Raw genomic sequence first — 17,298 nt, 5'->3', positions numbered from 1 at the left:
ATTGTATTTTTACCTTTCGTTCAAAGACAATAGCATGCAGAAATACCTAGTTTTAATATTCTTCTTTTTTTCAGGATTGACCTTATTAGCTCAAACCACAGCGCCTAAATACAGTAATGAATTCCTTTCGGTGGGAATTGGAGGCCGTGCTTTTGCAATGGGGAACGTTGCTGTTGCCTCGCAAGGAGGTGTAGAGGCTGCTTATTGGAATCCTGCCAATTTGGTAGGATTGAATAGGAAATATGACGTTTCGGTTATGCACGCTGAATATTTTGCTGGGATGGCAGCATACGATTATGCGGGCTTGGGAATTAAACTGGATGAGAAAAGCGCTTTGGCTTTTAGTGTGATTCGCTTTGGTGTTGATGATATTCCCAATACGCTTGAACTGATTGATAAGGATGGAAATGTTCGCTACGATTTAGTGACGACTTTTTCGGCTGCTGACTACGCTTTCCTATTTTCTTATGCCAGGAATACCAAGGTTCAAGGTTTGTCAATCGGAGGGAATGTGAAGGTGATTTATCGGCATACGGGTGATTTTGCTTCAGCTTACGGTTTTGGTATTGACGCGGCTGTAAGCTATAAACGGGGCAATTGGCAATTGGGAGCTTTGTTGAGGGATGCCAGCTCGACCTTTAATGCCTGGGTGTTCAAAACCGACAATCTGGAACAGGTTTACGATATAACAGGAAACGAAATTCCAGAGAATTCAACGGAGATTACTTTACCCCGATTGATATTGGGCGTGAGTCGTGATTTTACATTGACAGACAAAGTTTCTGTTTTGGCAGAGTTGGATGCAGATCTAACCTTTGATGGGAAACGCCATGTTTTAGTAGAAGGTGACCCTATGAGTGTGGATCCCCATTTGGGTTTGGAATTTCGGTATGAATCTCTTATTTATTTACGTATGGGTGTGGGAAACATCCAACGTGAAATGGATTTTAATCAGAAAGAGTCAATTGTGTTTCAGCCTAATCTGGGTTTGGGAATTCATTACAAGGGGTTTCGTTTAGATTACGCACTGACTGATATTGGAGATCAGTCCATAGCCAAATATTCAAATGTCTTTTCACTGTCTTATACCTTTAATTAATCTCGATGATTGGTTGAGATGATGTAGCTATTAGAGACCGAGAATCATTTGATTCATTTTTCCTTTCTTCCAGAGTTTTTTTAACTTGTTATGCTCTGAATTTTCACTACTTTCGATACCTGTAAGAGCTATTTTTTAACTGAAAACTCATTCTCATATGCGTATCTCAATTATCGATTTGGGTACCAATACATTTAATTTGCTTGTCGCTGAAATTACAGTTGATATGCAAATCAATATACTCCATAGATCTAAATATCCGGCAAAAATTGGTGCTGGGGGGATCAACCAGAATTATATTACTGAAGAGGCTAAACAGCGAGCACATTTGGCTCTGACTGAGATGAAACAGATTATAACCGAATATCAATCGGTTAAAACCTTTGGATTTGCAACTTCTGCTATTCGCACAGCTAAAAATGGGGAAGAATTTGTCACCCAAATTCGTCGTGATTTTGATATCGATGTGAGGATTATTTCAGGTAACAGAGAGGCGGAGTTAATTTACTATGGAACTCGTGAGGCAGTTGGTTTGGATGAGGAGATTGTTGCGATTCTTGATATTGGTGGGGGCAGCAATGAAATTATTATTGCCAACTCAGAGAAAATATTTTGGAAGAAGTCTTATCCTATTGGGATGACGCGTTTGCTTGAACAATTTCAACCTTCTGACCCTATCAAAATAGATGAGTTAAGAAATATTGAAACTTTTCTTAAGGAACAACTTCGTGATTTAATCGAAGCTTTTCAAACCTATTCTGTCAAAACCTTGATCGGGTCATCGGGTTCTTTTTCAACTCTGCGTCAGGTTCTGCTTGCTGAAGAAAAAATGGAGATGGAGACTGATAAAACACATTATCATATTAAGCTGGAAGATTTTAATAGTCTGCATCAACGTTTTCTGAATTCGACTCTTGAAGAACGTATGCAGATGCAAGGTATGGATATGGCAAGAGTTCATTTGATGGTTATTGCCAGCATCTTTATTAATTTTCTGGTTAAGGAAAGCGGTGTGTCCATTTTGTTTCAATCGGCATATGCATTGAAGGAAGGGGCTTTATTTGATTACATTAAGAGGATAAAACAATCGGAAAAATCAGTATCTTCAGACTAGAATTTTAAAAATTAGATCATTATTTAATACTATAGCATGTCAAAAATTTTAATTGTTGATGACGAAAGAAGTATCCGTAATACGTTAAAAGATATTTTATCATACGAAAACTATCAGGTAAGTCTTGCCGAGAATGGCATGGAGGCCATTAAAATGGTCAATGATAATGAATTCGATGTGATTCTGTGTGATATTAAAATGCCCGAAATGGATGGGATAGAGGTGCTTGAAAAGTTGCAGGAAATTGCATTTGATGTGCCCGTTATCATGATATCAGGACATGGAAACATCGATACCGCGGTTGAGGCTATTAAAAAAGGCGCTTTCGATTTTATTGAAAAGCCTTTGGATCTGAATCGCATCTTAATCACAATTAAAAATGCTTTAGACAAGGCTGTTTTACTGACTGAAACCAAAGTTTTAAAAAGAAAGGTTAGTAAGAAATACGATATGATTGGCGAATCGAAAGCCATCATGGAATTGAATGAGATGATAGAAAAGGTTGCTCCAACGGATGCACGTGTTTTGATTACGGGACCCAATGGAACCGGAAAAGAATTGGTAGCACATCGAATTCATGAAAAAAGTAATCGATTAAAAAGCCCGTTTGTAGAAGTGAATTGTGCAGCAATCCCTTCTGAATTGATTGAGAGTGAATTGTTCGGTCATGAAAAAGGCTCTTTTACATCGGCTCATAAACAACGTAAAGGTAAGTTTGAATTAGCCGATGGCGGCACGCTTTTTTTGGATGAAATTGGCGATATGAGTCTGTCCGCTCAGGCTAAAGTGTTACGAGCCTTGCAGGAAAATAAAATTACGCGTGTTGGTGGCGATAAGGAAATAAAGGTGAATGTGAGAGTGATTGCAGCAACCAATAAGAATCTCTCCGATGAAATTGAGTTGGGGAAATTCCGTGAAGATTTATATCACAGATTAAGCGTCATTCTGATTAAAGTTCCAGCTTTAAATGAAAGATTGGAAGATATTCCTCTATTGGCCCAGCATTTTATTGACTTGATTTGTAATGAAATGGGATTGCCTCCAAAATCGATCGCAGAAGATGCCATTGCAGAGCTTTTAAAATTTGATTACACTGGGAATATTCGTGAGTTTCGGAATATTATTGAGCGTTTAATTATTTTAGGTGGGAAAGAGATCACACTAGAGGATATTAAACTATATGCAGGTGCAAATAAAAATTAGCAGGAGAGAATTATTAGAATAAGACTTAATGAAGACTAAAGATCATAAAACACATATCGGTATCTACGGGCGTAGAAATCTGGGAAAATCGTCCATAATAAATACTTTGGCCGATCAGCAAATTGCCATTGTTTCTGATACGGCGGGTACGACAACCGATCCGGTTAAGAAATCATTTGAGATTCTTGATTATGCTCCTGTTATTCTGGTCGATACGGCAGGAATTGACGATACTGGCGATTTGGGAGCAAAGCGAATTGAAAAAACCGTACATTCGATCTCTACCATCGATTTGGCGATACTGGTGATTGCAGATAATGAATTTGGTGATTTTGAAAAGGACTTAATTAAGAAATTTGACTATTATAAGACACCGTTTTTTATCATTCACAATAAGTCTGATCAGAACAAAATTAATGCGGATTTAAAAGCAGATCTGGAGGAAACATACAAAACCTCAGTGATCGATTTTTCGACAATCAAGCCGGATAATTTTGAAGAGGTGATTGAGCTTATAAAGAAAACGGCACCGGAATCGTCCAAGGTTTTTAAAACCATTATTGGCGATTTAATTCAACCTAACGACGTGGTGATGCTGATTTGCCCGATTGACTCTGAAGCTCCGGCTGGACGAATGATTTTGCCACAAGTTCAATTGATACGAGATGTTTTGGATAACCATTGTGTGAATATTGTTTTGCAGCAAGATCAGGTGACCGAATTTTTCAAAAATACCAATGTGAAACCCAAGTTGGCTATTACCGACAGTCAGATATTCGATTTGGCAGGCCAATTAGTACCCAAAGATATTCCTCTGACAAGTTTCAGTACGGTTCTAGCGAGACAAAAGGGTGATTTTGAAAACTATTTAAAGGGGACTCCAAAGATTGATGACTTGAAAAGTGGTGATCGGGTTTTAGTTTTGGAATCCTGTTCTCATCATGTTTCCTGTGAAGATATTGGTCGGTTTAAACTGCCGGCTTGGTTGAGAAAATATTGCGATTGCGAGTTGGTATTCGATATTGTTTCAGGTTTGGATGCCATTCAACGTCCCATTACTGATTATGCCATGGTGATTCAGTGCGGAGGCTGTATGATTACCAAGAAACAAATTCGGAATCGACTTTTACCTGCAATTGAAGCCGGGATTCCTGTGAGTAACTATGGTTTGGCCATTGCTTATGTACAGGGAATTTACCAGAGAGCTGTCGAACCGTTTAAGCTTTAATTTCACTTTGATTTTTTTTGTACACTATTCTTAAATTGAAACTCATTAAAATACATGGCTAATAATTTTGCAAAACCCACTGCTAATTTTGGGACATTACCCGTTTTCATGACGGCAATATCGACCATTTTGGGTGCTATTCTTTTCTTACGCTTTGGCTGGGCTGTTGGGAATGTCGGTTTTATTGGTGTTATCGGAATCATTATTTTAGGACATATGATTACCATTCCTACCGCAATGGCCGTTGCTGAAATTGCAACCAATCAGAAGGTGTTGGGGGGAGGAGCCTATTACATCATATCCCGATCTTTTGGAATGAATATTGGGGCAGCAATTGGAATTACACTCTATCTGTCACAAGCTATATCGGTTGCATTTTATATCATTGCTTTTGCCGAAGCTTTTGACCCAGTCATTCAGTGGATCGCTCACAATTTTGGCTGGTTAATTTATGATAAAAGAGCCATTTCTGTTCCGGCAATGGTTTTGCTTTCGGGTCTATTTTTATGGAGAGGCTCAAATATGGGAATGAAGGTTTTGTATATTGTTGTGGCAACGCTGGCAACATCTCTTTTTATGTTTTTTATTGGTTCGCCGGCAGATGCACCTCAGGATATTGTTTTGGATGCAACCATTGAGAACCCGAAAAGTTTTTTCTATGTGTTTACCATTATATTTCCAGCATTTACAGGTCTTGCAGCAGGTTTGGGCTTGTCTGGCGATCTGAAAAATCCAAAGAAATCAATTCCCAGAGGAACCATATGGGCAACTATAGGGGGCTTGATAATTTACTTATTGGCAGCTTATAAATTTACGGTTTCAGCTAGTCCCGAAGACCTGGATAGCAATCAACTTATCATGAGTAATATTGCGATATGGGGGCCAATTATTCCTATTGGTTTGGCAGCAGCTTCTCTCTCATCGGCTTTAGGTTCTATTATGGTGGCTCCACGTACTTTACAGGCTATTGGGATGGATGATATCTTCCCCCAGAAAGGTTTAAATAAATGGTTGAAAACCGAGAATAGAAAGACGAAAGAGCCGTTAAATGCTTCGGTTATTTCAATTGTTATTGCTTTTGTATTTATATTGGTTGGTGATGTTGATTTTGTTGCTCAGATCATTTCAATGTTTTTTATGGTGACCTACGGTGCCATTTGTATGATTTCATTTCTTGAGCATTTTGCCGCTGACCCTTCATATCGACCAACCTTTCGTTCGCGTTGGTACCTTTCTTTGATGGGAGCCATTCTTTCGTTCTGGATCATGTTTAAAATGAATATGGTTTATGCCGTTGTTTCATTATTAATAATGGGGGTTATTTATTATGGCATCAATGTGAGTAATAAGGAACATCGAGGCCTGGCCAAACTTTTCCGAGGGGTTGTTTTTCAGTTGAGTCGATACCTACAGATTTTTGCTCAACGAGCGGAAAAAGTCGATCGTGAAGTGAGTTGGAGACCTTTTGCAATTTGTATTTCTCAGGATACGTTCAAGCGCCGTTCAGCTTTCGATTTATTGCGATGGATTTCCTATAAGTACGGCTTTGGAACCTATATTCACTACTTAGATGGTTTTTTGAATGAGAAAACCAATGACGAATCGAAAAAAGTGATGAAACGATTGATTCATCTGGCATCAGGAAGTCGAAATCGTGTTTTCTTGGATACCATTATCAGTCCTTCGATGACTTCGGCTATTGCCCAGGTGATGCAGCTTTCAGGTATATCCGGACATGGGTATAACTCGATTCTGTTTGAGTACTCACGCACAAAACCCAAGCAACTGAATTATGTGATTGACAATTACGATTTGATTGAGTCAACTCAATTTGATGTTTGCATTTTGAATACTTCTTATAAAGGGTTTGGCTATCACAAAGAGATTCATATCTGGATTGGATCGGAAGATTATGAGAATGCGAATTTGATGATTCTGTTGGCCTATATTATTCAAGGGCATCCGGATTGGAAGAAAAGCATGATTAAGATTTTTGCGATGTATCCTGAAAAAGATCTGGAAAAGGAACAAGGCAAGTTGTTGAGTTTAATTCGTTCAGGACAGTTGCCAATTTCGTCGAGTAATATTGAGCTGATTGGAATTGATCACACGGATAAGAAGAAGGAAATTATGAACAAATCGATGGATGCTGATTTAACGATTCTAGGTTTCAATAGAGAAGATATTGATCGCGATAAGTTGGATCTCTTTACCGGATTCGATGATATGGGGAATATCCTTTTTGTGAGTTCCTACAAAAAAATTAAAATCAAGTAATGGGGATTGTTAATCATTCAATCCTACGACTTTGATTAATTATATCTAAGTTTGTATTATTAGTTTATCAAAATATGAGAGAATTCGGCACTGTAAGGATGATCTCGGAAAATTTATTAAGAAAAAAATGGAGCGTATAGCCATATTCCCAGGATCGTTTGATCCATTTACGGTAGGACACAAATCAATTGTCACACGAGCATTACCCTTATTCGATAAAATCGTAATTGCCATAGGTTATAATGCTGAGAAAAAACAGTTTTTCCCAGTTGAGAAACGGATTCAGTGGATAAAGGAGAGCTTTAATAACGACCCAAGAATCGAAGTTGAGATTTATGGTGGCTTAACGGTGGAATATTGCAAGTCAAAAGGGGCACAATTTATTTTACGAGGCTTGCGAACAGCTGCCGATTTCGAATATGAGCGCGCCATCGCACAAATCAATAAAAAAATGGAGTACGATTTGGAATCGATTTTTTTATTGACAACACCAGAACATACCATGATTACATCAACCATTGTGCGTGATATTATTCGTCATGGGGGAGATGCTTCACAATTCGTGCCGGTGGTGCAGGATCCCGATGCTTACAAATTGTAACCAATAAGATTTAACAGATTATTCGTATTCGATGTTAATGAAGGATACGAATACCTGTTTTTCCTGATATTCACTTATAAAAATTTGAATATGCGATCACTATTTTTCTTACTGATATTGACTCTTGGAGTTCAAAGTACATTTGCTAAAAAAGTAAAGTTGTTTGGGCAACATGCGGCCTATGCCAATATGCAAATCAAAGTATTGTGTTATGACGATGCTTTCTCGAAAACTGAGAAGCAATTAGCTGTCATGAAACTTGATAAGCAAGGTCAGTTTTCGGTTGAATTTGAAATAGCTGAAACGCAAATGATATTTTTACCTCTTGGTGTATTTCGAGGCTATTTTTTTGTTGAAGCAGGTAAGGAATATCAGGTCAGTTTACCACCACGAAGAGATTTATCTCCTGCACAAAAGTTGGATCCTTTTTTTGAACCTCAGGATGTGTTTCTAGGTTTTAGAAATGCAGATAAAAACGGACTGAATAGTTTGATTCGTCTGTTCGATAATCAAATTGATAATTTCATCAATCAAAATTTTGATGGCATTTACAATCAAGGCTCATCATCTCTTGGGATAGATTTTGCGAAGCAAATGAAAACAAATTTTGCTGATGTGAAACACCCGTATTTTCGGGTTTATTTGGAATATCGTTTGGCTTATTTGGATTATCTGGCTTCGCCGGAGGCTTATATTCGCATGGAGAATCAATATTTTGCAAATCGGGAAATAGCCTTGAACAATTTGGCTTACACAACTTTGTTCAAGAAAATTTATGACAATCCTTTGGCTTCAGCTTTTCATCGAAGAGAAAAATCCAAGTTTAACAAGGCGCTTGAATCGTCTGCTCCCTATCAGGCTTTGAATGATGTTATGAAAACCTATACGGTTTATCAGGATAAAAATTTTAGAGACATTCTATTAGCCAAGTCAGTGTTCGATGGAACTGAAAATGGGCTGTTAACCCGAAGAAAGGCGATTGATATTATTCAAAAAATCAAGCTGAATTCTCAAGATGAAAACCTGAGTAAGTTGACTCGAAATTATCTGATTGAACTATCGCATTTACTTAAAAACACAAAGGCCCCTCAGTTCAAAGTGGGTAACATTAGTCTGGAAAACTATAAGGGGAAATATGTGTATCTGAATTTTTGTAATACGACAAATTCAGTTTGGGAGCGTGATTTTGAATTGTTGAAGAAATTGAAAAAAGCTTTTGGTAAGGATATCGAATTTTTAAGTTTGGCCAGTGATGTTGATTCTATTCGTTTTCAGAACCGTTTGAAAAGCCAGGAGGCAACTTGGCCTGTTGTGCAGATTGATAAGGATAATACAGTTTTGAGAGATTATAAGATTAAAGTGTTTCCAACTTATATTATTATCGACCCCGAAGGGAAAGTCTATCAGTATCCTGCAAGAGGACCTCATGATGGGATTGAAAAAACATTTGTGAAGATTCAGAGACAAATCCTCCGGGAAAACTATTCCCAAAAGTGAACCATTGGATTTTGTACTTGAATTTAGGCCAGATTTTTTAAGACTTCGAGAATTGAAGCATAGGTGTTGGATTTGAATTCGTCAAGTTGATTTGTCGGTATCCAAATTACTTTTTCGATATCTTCTTCGGTCTGTGGGACTAATTTTTCATTGCCGCTATAGCTCATTTTAAACCAATAGCTGCGTTTTAGCACCCACGAATTATTCATCCAATACGTATGATAAGTCGATTCAAGTTCTTCCTTCAGTTGTAAATGGCTGATGCCACACTCTTCTTCAACTTCGCGAATGGCAGCTTCACTTATTGTTTCATCCTCTTCAACTTTTCCTTTAGGCAAATCCCATCTGCCCAGACGGTGAATAGCCAGAATTTCATTTTCCTGATTGAAAACCAGTCCGCCTGCGGCTTCAATGTACTTGAATTGATTTTTGAATTCTGAAAAAAGAGCTTCCACATCCTCAGCTGCAAAAAATAAAGCGGTCTTATTTTCATCTTGATCGAAATCAGTGACGATGGCTTCTAAACTATTTCCTTCTGTCCATAGATAAACCATGCCATGAAAATTCAAGCTTTCAGTCTTATCGCCTAAGAAAATTGCACGATCTTTAAAAAATACTTTATACATTTGCGGATGATTTCAGATTATGAGACTGGTGTTGTAAAAGTTTGTATCACTGTGGTATAAGCTTGAGTATTTCACTCAGTTTTGTTTAATCAACTCATATTTATCGAACCATTTAATCCAATAGTCCTATGCAAAGTACTGCAAAACAAATCGCTGAATACCTTTTGCAAATAAAAGCAATTAAGCTAGAACCTACAAACCCATTCACATGGGCTTCGGGATGGAAGTCGCCAATTTACTGCGATAACCGTAAAACTTTATCGTATCCTCAAGTAAGAAATGATATTAAAAAGGCTTTCGCAAAGGCAGTTTTAGCAAAATATCCGGATGTTGAAGTGATTGCAGGTGTTGCAACAGGAGCTATTGCACTTGGTGCTTTGGTTGCTGATGAATTGAATTTGCCAATGGTTTATATTCGTTCTGCCGCAAAAGCTCACGGGATGACCAATATGATTGAAGGAGATTTGAAAGCCGGACAGAAAGTTGTTGTGATTGAAGATTTGATTTCTACAGGTGGATCAAGTTTGAAAGCTGTTCAAGCACTTCGTGAGGCAGAATGTAACGTGATGGGTATGCTTGCCATTTTCACTTACGGATTCCAAACTGCTGAAGACAACTTTACAAATGCAAATTGTGTTGTTGATACCTTGAGTGATTACAACACAATGATTGATTGTGCACAGGAAATTGGCTATGTAAAAGCGGAAGATGTTGATCAGTTGAAAGAATGGCGAAAGGATCCAGCCAATTGGAGAAAGTAAAAAATAAGCTCAAATAGCGAATAAAAAATAAAGCAAAAGAGAGTGTCTTATCATTGGGCACCCTCTTTTGTATTCTAAAAGAGAAAGTATATGTCAACAACGAAGATTGTAAGTGATATCAAAATTATTCCAAATCATGTGAATAGTATCTATTCATTTTTATCTGATTTTAGAAAAATTGCGAAAGTTTTTGAATTGGCTGCTGAGAATCCAGAGGTTCAAGCCAAGATTGAAGAGCAAACGGATAAAAAGATGAATTTTAAGGATAAAATTGAACATTGGGAAGCTACAGAAGACAACTGTTCTTTTGTAATAAAAGGTTTTGGTGAAGCCGGCTTGCAGTTTGTTGAGAAGGAGGAGAACAAAACCCTTAAACTGACCGGATATGGCCGCAGTCCTTTTGAGTTTTACTTTTGGATTCAGTTGATTGAAAAAGGGCCTTATGAAACAAAGCTCAGACTAACCGTACATGCTGAGTTGAATGCTATGATGAAGATGATGTTGAAGAAGAAATTGGAGAAAGGCATTGAACAACTGGCTGAAGGCATGACTCAGATTCCATATCAAAATCTTCAGAATCTTAACTAAGATTAATCCCATATCAGATACATATGTAAAGCTATTGACTTGATCAATAGCTTTTTTGTTTGCTAATTTTTATTGATTAGATTTGTGATAGAATGAATCAAAATAGCAAACATCGTTTTCTGGCTTGGCTTCTTGCTTTTGCTTTTACTCTGCCTATAGTAATAAAGGCGGAGCATTTGATGTTTCCTAATCACGAACATCATGGCTATTCATGTCAGCATACAGATTCTGACATTAAGGATGTTTGTGGCATCTTAGAATTTGATTATTTCTTTTTTGTGGCTTCCGATATAATCTGTATCACTCCGGTTGTAGCCATTGAATTAAAATCTTACCTGTTTACTTATTATCAAGCAAATTCCTTCGATTACGAATTTGGTTATAGCCATAGAGCACCTCCATATGCAGTAAATCTTTTTGTTTAAGAGATCATATCGACGAGTTCATATCACTTTTAAAAAACTGTTTAGTGATGTGTCTTTTTACCCTTGTCTTTGTTATTCATTAATGCTATTCGCTAATGTGTTGGCATGTGATGCTTATGATCTCTATTTTCTGACTATTCTACTGGTCGGAATGTACGTGTGTGGTTTTAGTTAGTAAACACCATATGCGATTGTTTCCCTATGTTTTATAAAAAAAAGAATTTGCAAATATGATTCGTTATATATGGGCAGTATTATTTCTATTGCCACAAATGGCGTTGGCTTCGTCAGACCTCAAAATAAATAAGCTGTATGGTACTGTATCTGACCAAAATGATTTAAAAGGTTTGGCAGGTGTCAGTATTTTTATACCTGAACTCCAAAAAGGGACTTTGAGTCAGACGGATGGTTCCTATCAACTAGATGCTTTACCCAATGGAAGTTTTACAGTTCAATTTTCATATATGGGCTATGAAACGGTTATTAAAAAACTCCAACTAAAAGATTCGGATTTAAACTTGAATGTTAATCTTGTTTTCACATCCGTCACAACCCAGGATGTTGTTGTGTCCGGGGGATTTCCATCTTCGCAGCACGAGAATCCAATAAAGATATCTGTCATGTCCAAACAGGAATTCGATCGATTGCTTACGCCATCTATGGGGGAAAAACTAGCACATATCCCCGGTGTGGATCTTATTTCGAGAAGTCCCGGGGTGAGTTCGCCGGTCATTAGAGGTTTGTCGCTTAACAATCTGATCTTTCTTAATAATGGTGTCCGACTGGAAAATTTTCAATTCTCTGTAGATCATCCGTTTCTGGTAAACGATCAGGGGGTTGACCATATTGAAGTGATTAAAGGACCTGCCTCCTTATTGTACGGATCAGATGCCATGGGGGGAGTGATAAATATTGTGCGTGAAAAACCGGCTCCGGCCAATGCAATTAAGGCAGATGTCAGCACTGAATTTTATAGTGTGACCGAGGGGTTTAACAGAAATATCGGTGTTAAAGGCAGTCGGGAAAATTGGTTTTGGATGTTAAGAGCGAATCAGCAATCTCATCATGATTATAAGGATGGTAATGGTGATTATATTCCCAATACCCGTTTTAATTCAAAGGGCTTGCAAGTAGGACTGGGCTTGATTAAGAATTACGGTAGTTTTAAAATTTATTACGACTATCTGCGTCCAAAATTAGGAATGACTAATGAAGAATCAATTCCTTTGGTAAGAAAGGGCTTGCTTAAGAATCGATTTTGGTATCAGGATTTATCCCAGCATTTAATTGCATCGCGAAATCGACTTTTTATAGGAGACTTTAAGCTTGAATTAAATGCAGCTTATCAATTCAATCAACGAAGACTGAACGGGAATCCCGAATCAACCACTTTTCGATTGGTAGATATGGATTTAAACACCTTAACATACGACAGTAAGCTTTATTTCCCAACATCGGAAGGCACGGAGTTTTTAGTAGGGATTCAGGGGATGCATCAAACGAATAGAAACAACAAGGCGCCCAATCGTATTATCCCGAACGCTAATATTGATGATTTTTCTGTTTTTGCGCTTTATAAAAAAGAGGTTAATTTTTGGGAATGGCAGTTGGGACTTCGATATGATAACCGATTTCTTTATGTACCGGAGCAAGAAGCCGGAGGCCATTCTCACAGTGAAGCTGAGGTGCATGATGAGCATGAAGAAATGGTACATATTAACAGGAAGTATAATAATCTGAATGCATCGATCGGGACTACATATCATCTCTCTGAAAATATTCTTCTGAGGACCAATATTGCCAGCGCCTATCGGGTCCCGAATTTGGCCGAATTGTCGCAACATGGTATGCATGGAAGTCGTTTCGAAGAGGGGAACACCAATTTAGATCCTCAGAAAAGTATAGAGTCTGATTTGGGCCTTCACTACCATACGCAGAAACATAATATCGATGTTTCTGTATTTTATAATCGGGTTTATGATTTTATATATCTGGCACCGACTGACGAGATCTCACCAGAGGGAACCGGTTTTGTGTATGCCTATGACCAACAAGATGCAAAGCTTTATGGAGGCGAAGTGGCCTTTAATGTTGTTCCGTTTAGTTTTATGAAATTTCATTCTGACTACGCAATGGTCATTTCGAAGTATGATGATGGAAAAGCTTTACCATTTGTACCACAGCATAAGTTGAATAATGAACTGCGATTTATTTTAAAGGGGGCAAGTTTTTTTGATTCTCCATTCCTGAACCTGTCATGGAAGCATGCTTTTAGGCAAAATCAACCCGCTATGTTTGAAACAGAAACTGCCGCTTATAATTTGTTTGCTATACAAATGGGGACATCTCTAAAATTAGGGAAGTATACGACAAATTTGGTATTCACTGCAGACAATATTTTCAACGAAAAATACATCGATCATTTATCAACACTAAAAAGCTTTGATTATTTAAATCAGGGACGAAATATCAGCTTGAAGCTTACAGTTGAACTTTAATCAGTAGAGGGGTGGGCTATCTTAAAAAGCTCACCTCTTTAAAATTATAAGTTCTAATTTTCTTCTGTTCATCTTCAATTTGCAGTTGTCCAAATTCTGTGATGCCGATAATTTTTCCTGAAAACGTTCCTTCTTCATCTTTGAAAGAATGTACTTCATTAATCCAATACAAGGACTTTAGATAATCCTGCTCAATAATTTCGCCCCCATCATTGAATAATTGAAAGTAGCGTTTTTCAATAGCTGCCAAAAGTTTTAGCAATTCATCTTCCAGATTATATTCTTTTTTAGTCAGTATATTTAGAGAGATGGGATTGGGAGCATCGGAAATAAATTTACTTTGATTGATATTTAAGCCGATGCCACATACCGAATGTGACAGGTAAGCACCCATAATTGCTTGCTCGATGAGAATACCTGCAATCTTTTTATCTCCAATATAGATATCGTTTGGCCATTTGACACTAACATTCTCTGTATAAGCTCTTAGGTAATCTGAAACCCCTAGCGAAATAATCATGGAAACCTGAAATTGATCCTGAGCCAGAATGAAGTCGGGACGAAGAATGAGACTAATGGTAAGGTTTTTGCCGCTTTCACTTTCCCAGGTATTTGTTTGCTGTCCGCGGCCTTCTGTCTGATTTAATGCCATAACGACAGTGCCACCTGACGTATTGTTGTTTTTTAACAGATGGAGAGCATGCGAATTGGTTGAATCAAGTTGATTGACTCTAATTATTCGATCTGGGTGAAATAAATTTGGCATAATTTGATTTAAATATGATTTGGATACAAAATTAGGATGAAGATTTCAATTTCTAAGACTTCAAACTCTGTTTTTATCAGATCTGGCTAAATCTATAGTTTGCTTTATTATAATAGACTTAAAAAAAAATTATCTTTGTAAGATTAAAATTAATATATGACTAAAAAAAGAGAACATTCACCTGAAAAATTAGTCGATACGATTATTGAAGCATTAAAAGATTTAAAAGCTGTAGATATTGTAAGTGTTGATTTAAGAAATGTAAGTGGTGCGGTATGTAAATATTTTGTTATTTGTAATGGAACTTCAAATACACATGTTTCTTCGCTTGCCGATCATGTTCAAGATGAAACATTGGAAGCATTAAATGAAAAAGTGTGGCGGAAAGAGGGGCTTCGGAATGCGCAATGGGTGCTTCTGGATTATGCCGATGTCGTTGTTCACGTTTTTCAAAAAGAATATCGCGATTTTTATCAATTGGAACAACTTTGGGCTGATGCTAAAATCAACCACATATCAGATGTTCTTTAATTATTACAAATAGAATTATACAATAATATAATGACAAATAAGAAGATGCCTAATACACCTCCACCTCCTAATAAAAAAGGAAAAGGACCTGCTAATATGATGAAACCACCTAAGTTTAATGCTTATTGGATTTATGGAATAATAGCTCTTACTTTTTTAGCCATTCAATATTTTACCTACCAACAAAATCCAAAGGAAACAAGTTGGCATAAGGTGAAAGTTGAGATGTTGCGCAATCATGATGTTGAAAAAATTGAGATTGTTCGTAACCTGGGTAATGTAAATGTTTATATCAAGGATGCGAATTTGGATAAATATCCTGATCTATTCTCAAATTCATTTGATTCGCCGTCAAAGGCAGGACCACACTATTTCTTCACCATTGGATCGATTGAGAATTTTGAGAAAAATCTTGAAAAGGCTCAAGAATCAATGCCTGAAGCTGATCGTGTAGCTGTAAAGTATGTCGATCATAAGGATTACTTTGGTGATATTCTGGGATTTATTTTTCCAATTTTGATTATTCTTGCGATCTGGTTCTTTGTATTTAAGAGAATGAGTAAAGGCGCTGGCGGTGGTGCTGGTGGTGGCAATATTTTTAATGTTGGTAAATCAAAAGCTAAGGTTTTCGATAAGGAATCAGATATTAAAACAAACTTTAAGGATGTTGCTGGTTTGGCAGAGGCTAAACAAGAGGTTGAAGAGATTGTGGAATTTCTAAAATATCCTGAAAAGTACACCCAATTAGGTGGGAAAATCCCCAAAGGAGCTCTACTTGTAGGCCCTCCGGGAACAGGTAAAACTCTTTTAGCAAAAGCTGTAGCTGGTGAAGCTCATGTCCCTTTCTTTAGTATGTCAGGTTCTGATTTTGTTGAGATGTTTGTTGGTGTTGGTGCCAGTCGTGTGCGAGACCTGTTTAAACAAGCTAAAGAGAAATCACCTTGTATCATTTTTATTGATGAGATTGATGCCATTGGTCGTGCCAGAGGTAAGAACCCTAATATGGGTGCTAACGATGAGCGCGAGAATACTTTGAATCAACTATTGACTGAGATGGATGGTTTTGATACCAACTCGGGTGTGATTATTCTTGCGGCAACCAACCGCGCTGATATTTTGGACAGAGCATTGATGCGTGCCGGTCGATTCGATCGTCAAATTCATGTTGAATTGCCAGACTTAAATGAGCGTGAAGAAATTTTCAATGTTCACTTGAGACCATTGAAATTGGATGATTCGGTAAAGAGTGATTTTTTGGCCAAACAAACACCAGGTTTCTCTGGAGCTGATATTGCCAATGTTTGTAATGAATCGGCCTTGATTGCGGCTCGTAAGAAAAAGAATGTGATTGAAAAGCAAGATTTCCTTGATGCGGTTGACCGTATTATTGGAGGTTTAGAAAAAAAGAATAAAATTATATCAGTAAATGAGAAGAAGACCATTGCTTATCATGAAGCGGGTCATGCGACTATTTCCTGGTTATTGGAATATGCTCATCCATTGGTTAAAGTAACTATAGTTCCGCGTGGTAAAGCGCTTGGAGCTGCCTGGTATTTACCCGAGGAAAGAAGTATTACCACAAAAGAACAGTTGCTTGATGAAATGTGTTCTGCTCTTGGAGGTCGTGCTGCTGAGGAATTAACTTTCGGGAAAATATCAACTGGGGCTCAAAACGACTTGGAGAAAGTAACCAAACAGGCAACAGCTATGGTGTCTATATTTGGTATGAGTGAGAAAGTTGGTAATGTTAGTTATTATGATTCAACCGGACAGGCTGATTACGGATTCTCTAAGCCTTATAGCGAGAAAACGGCTGAGCTTATTGATTCAGAAGTTAAATTGTTGATTGAAAATTCTTATAAGAGAGCCAAGCAAGTTCTTATGGATAACAGGGAAGGTCATGAAAAATTGAGCCAGTTGTTATTGGAACGTGAAGTGATCTTTAGTGAAGATTTGGAAGCTATTTTTGGAAAAAGAAAGTTTGGATTAAATCAAGTTGGAGAGGCTAAGTTACTTCTAACTGAAGAAACAAAGAACGAAGAAACATCAGAAGAAGAGAACAACTCTACGGCTGTATAATTTCT

Annotated in this window: 15 protein-coding genes; 13 read left to right on the top strand and 2 right to left on the bottom strand. The window is 37.5% G+C overall.

Annotation, left to right across the window (positions count from 1 at the left end):
• Positions 1 to 34: 34 nt before the first annotated feature.
• The 7 genes from EV201_RS08450 to EV201_RS08420 all read left to right on the top strand — a co-directional run bounded on the left by EV201_RS08450 (position 35) and on the right by EV201_RS08420 (position 9,019).
• Positions 35 to 1,099: a putative type IX sorting system protein PorV2 gene (locus tag EV201_RS08450; RefSeq protein WP_130307153.1), complete on the top strand. Its 1,065-nt coding sequence runs from the start codon at positions 35 to 37 to the stop codon at positions 1,097 to 1,099.
• Positions 1,100 to 1,256: 157 nt separating this feature from the next.
• A complete protein-coding gene (locus EV201_RS08445; protein ID WP_130307152.1) occupies positions 1,257 to 2,213 on the top strand; it encodes a Ppx/GppA phosphatase family protein in 957 nt (318 codons plus the stop codon).
• A 36-nt stretch (positions 2,214 to 2,249) separates the two neighbouring features.
• Positions 2,250 to 3,416, top strand: coding sequence for a sigma-54-dependent transcriptional regulator (locus EV201_RS08440; RefSeq protein ID WP_130307151.1), 1,167 nt, complete (start codon positions 2,250 to 2,252; stop codon positions 3,414 to 3,416).
• 28 nt (positions 3,417 to 3,444) lie between these two features.
• Positions 3,445 to 4,644, top strand: a complete 1,200-nt coding sequence (gene hydF, locus EV201_RS08435; protein WP_130307150.1) for a [FeFe] hydrogenase H-cluster maturation GTPase HydF — start codon at positions 3,445 to 3,447, stop codon at positions 4,642 to 4,644.
• A gap of 54 nt (positions 4,645 to 4,698) precedes the next feature.
• The gene (locus EV201_RS08430; protein WP_130307149.1) at positions 4,699 to 6,921 is read left to right on the top strand and encodes an amino acid permease; all 2,223 of its coding nucleotides are present in this window, start codon (positions 4,699 to 4,701) and stop codon (positions 6,919 to 6,921) included.
• A 127-nt stretch (positions 6,922 to 7,048) separates the two neighbouring features.
• A complete protein-coding gene (gene coaD, locus EV201_RS08425) occupies positions 7,049 to 7,522 on the top strand; it encodes a pantetheine-phosphate adenylyltransferase (protein ID WP_130307148.1) in 474 nt (157 codons plus the stop codon).
• A 90-nt stretch (positions 7,523 to 7,612) separates the two neighbouring features.
• Positions 7,613 to 9,019, top strand: a complete 1,407-nt coding sequence (locus EV201_RS08420) for a TlpA disulfide reductase family protein (protein ID WP_130307147.1) — start codon at positions 7,613 to 7,615, stop codon at positions 9,017 to 9,019.
• A 23-nt stretch (positions 9,020 to 9,042) separates the two neighbouring features.
• Here the strand turns inward: EV201_RS08420 and EV201_RS08415 are convergent, their stop codons facing one another.
• On the bottom strand, positions 9,043 to 9,645 hold the full coding sequence (locus tag EV201_RS08415; RefSeq protein WP_130307146.1) for an NUDIX hydrolase: 603 nt from the start codon (positions 9,643 to 9,645) through the stop codon (positions 9,043 to 9,045).
• A gap of 128 nt (positions 9,646 to 9,773) precedes the next feature.
• Here EV201_RS08415 and pyrE point away from each other — a divergent pair, with 128 nt between their 5' ends.
• The 4 genes from pyrE to EV201_RS08395 all read left to right on the top strand — a co-directional run bounded on the left by pyrE (position 9,774) and on the right by EV201_RS08395 (position 13,917).
• A complete protein-coding gene (pyrE, locus tag EV201_RS08410) occupies positions 9,774 to 10,406 on the top strand; it encodes an orotate phosphoribosyltransferase (protein ID WP_130307145.1) in 633 nt (210 codons plus the stop codon).
• A 90-nt stretch (positions 10,407 to 10,496) separates the two neighbouring features.
• The gene (locus EV201_RS08405) at positions 10,497 to 10,994 is read left to right on the top strand and encodes a hypothetical protein (protein WP_130307144.1); all 498 of its coding nucleotides are present in this window, start codon (positions 10,497 to 10,499) and stop codon (positions 10,992 to 10,994) included.
• A 92-nt stretch (positions 10,995 to 11,086) separates the two neighbouring features.
• A complete protein-coding gene (locus tag EV201_RS08400; RefSeq protein WP_130307143.1) occupies positions 11,087 to 11,419 on the top strand; it encodes a hypothetical protein in 333 nt (110 codons plus the stop codon).
• Between the two features lie 230 nt (positions 11,420 to 11,649).
• Positions 11,650 to 13,917, top strand: coding sequence for a TonB-dependent receptor (locus EV201_RS08395; RefSeq protein WP_130307142.1), 2,268 nt, complete (start codon positions 11,650 to 11,652; stop codon positions 13,915 to 13,917).
• Between the two features lie 16 nt (positions 13,918 to 13,933).
• Here EV201_RS08395 and EV201_RS08390 read toward each other — a convergent pair whose 3' ends face one another.
• Complete coding sequence (locus tag EV201_RS08390) at positions 13,934 to 14,683, bottom strand: biotin--[acetyl-CoA-carboxylase] ligase (RefSeq protein WP_130307141.1); 750 nt, start codon at positions 14,681 to 14,683, stop codon at positions 13,934 to 13,936.
• Positions 14,684 to 14,839: 156 nt separating this feature from the next.
• On the opposite strand from EV201_RS08390, the gene rsfS reads away from it, so the two are divergent.
• Both rsfS and ftsH read left to right on the top strand, forming a co-directional pair.
• Complete coding sequence (gene rsfS / locus EV201_RS08385; RefSeq protein ID WP_130307140.1) at positions 14,840 to 15,214, top strand: ribosome silencing factor; 375 nt, start codon at positions 14,840 to 14,842, stop codon at positions 15,212 to 15,214.
• A gap of 30 nt (positions 15,215 to 15,244) precedes the next feature.
• On the top strand, positions 15,245 to 17,293 hold the full coding sequence (gene ftsH / locus EV201_RS08380; protein ID WP_130307139.1) for an ATP-dependent zinc metalloprotease FtsH: 2,049 nt from the start codon (positions 15,245 to 15,247) through the stop codon (positions 17,291 to 17,293).
• Positions 17,294 to 17,298: the final 5 nt, after the last annotated feature.

This window comes from Ancylomarina subtilis (genome assembly GCF_004217115.1).
Taxonomy (GTDB): Bacteria; Bacteroidota; Bacteroidia; order Bacteroidales; family Marinifilaceae; genus Ancylomarina; species Ancylomarina subtilis.
The sequence above is the reverse complement of the archived record's forward strand: the minus strand, read 5'-3'. Positions and strand labels throughout refer to the sequence as shown.

Excerpts from the sequence above, each read along its gene's own strand:
- EV201_RS08450 (WP_130307153.1), top strand. The coding sequence starts at position 35 with ATGCAGAAATACCTAGTTTTAATATTCTTCTTTTTTTCAGGATTGACC.
- EV201_RS08445 (WP_130307152.1), top strand. The coding sequence starts at position 1,257 with ATGCGTATCTCAATTATCGATTTGGGTACCAATACATTTAATTTGCTT.
- EV201_RS08440 (WP_130307151.1), top strand. The coding sequence starts at position 2,250 with ATGTCAAAAATTTTAATTGTTGATGACGAAAGAAGTATCCGTAATACG.
- hydF (WP_130307150.1), top strand. The coding sequence starts at position 3,445 with ATGAAGACTAAAGATCATAAAACACATATCGGTATCTACGGGCGTAGA.
- EV201_RS08430 (WP_130307149.1), top strand. The coding sequence starts at position 4,699 with ATGGCTAATAATTTTGCAAAACCCACTGCTAATTTTGGGACATTACCC.
- coaD (WP_130307148.1), top strand. The coding sequence starts at position 7,049 with ATGGAGCGTATAGCCATATTCCCAGGATCGTTTGATCCATTTACGGTA.
- EV201_RS08420 (WP_130307147.1), top strand. The coding sequence starts at position 7,613 with ATGCGATCACTATTTTTCTTACTGATATTGACTCTTGGAGTTCAAAGT.
- EV201_RS08415 (WP_130307146.1), bottom strand. The coding sequence starts at position 9,645 with ATGTATAAAGTATTTTTTAAAGATCGTGCAATTTTCTTAGGCGATAAG.
- pyrE (WP_130307145.1), top strand. The coding sequence starts at position 9,774 with ATGCAAAGTACTGCAAAACAAATCGCTGAATACCTTTTGCAAATAAAA.
- EV201_RS08405 (WP_130307144.1), top strand. The coding sequence starts at position 10,497 with ATGTCAACAACGAAGATTGTAAGTGATATCAAAATTATTCCAAATCAT.
- EV201_RS08400 (WP_130307143.1), top strand. The coding sequence starts at position 11,087 with ATGAATCAAAATAGCAAACATCGTTTTCTGGCTTGGCTTCTTGCTTTT.
- EV201_RS08395 (WP_130307142.1), top strand. The coding sequence starts at position 11,650 with ATGATTCGTTATATATGGGCAGTATTATTTCTATTGCCACAAATGGCG.
- EV201_RS08390 (WP_130307141.1), bottom strand. The coding sequence starts at position 14,683 with ATGCCAAATTTATTTCACCCAGATCGAATAATTAGAGTCAATCAACTT.
- rsfS (WP_130307140.1), top strand. The coding sequence starts at position 14,840 with ATGACTAAAAAAAGAGAACATTCACCTGAAAAATTAGTCGATACGATT.
- ftsH (WP_130307139.1), top strand. The coding sequence starts at position 15,245 with ATGACAAATAAGAAGATGCCTAATACACCTCCACCTCCTAATAAAAAA.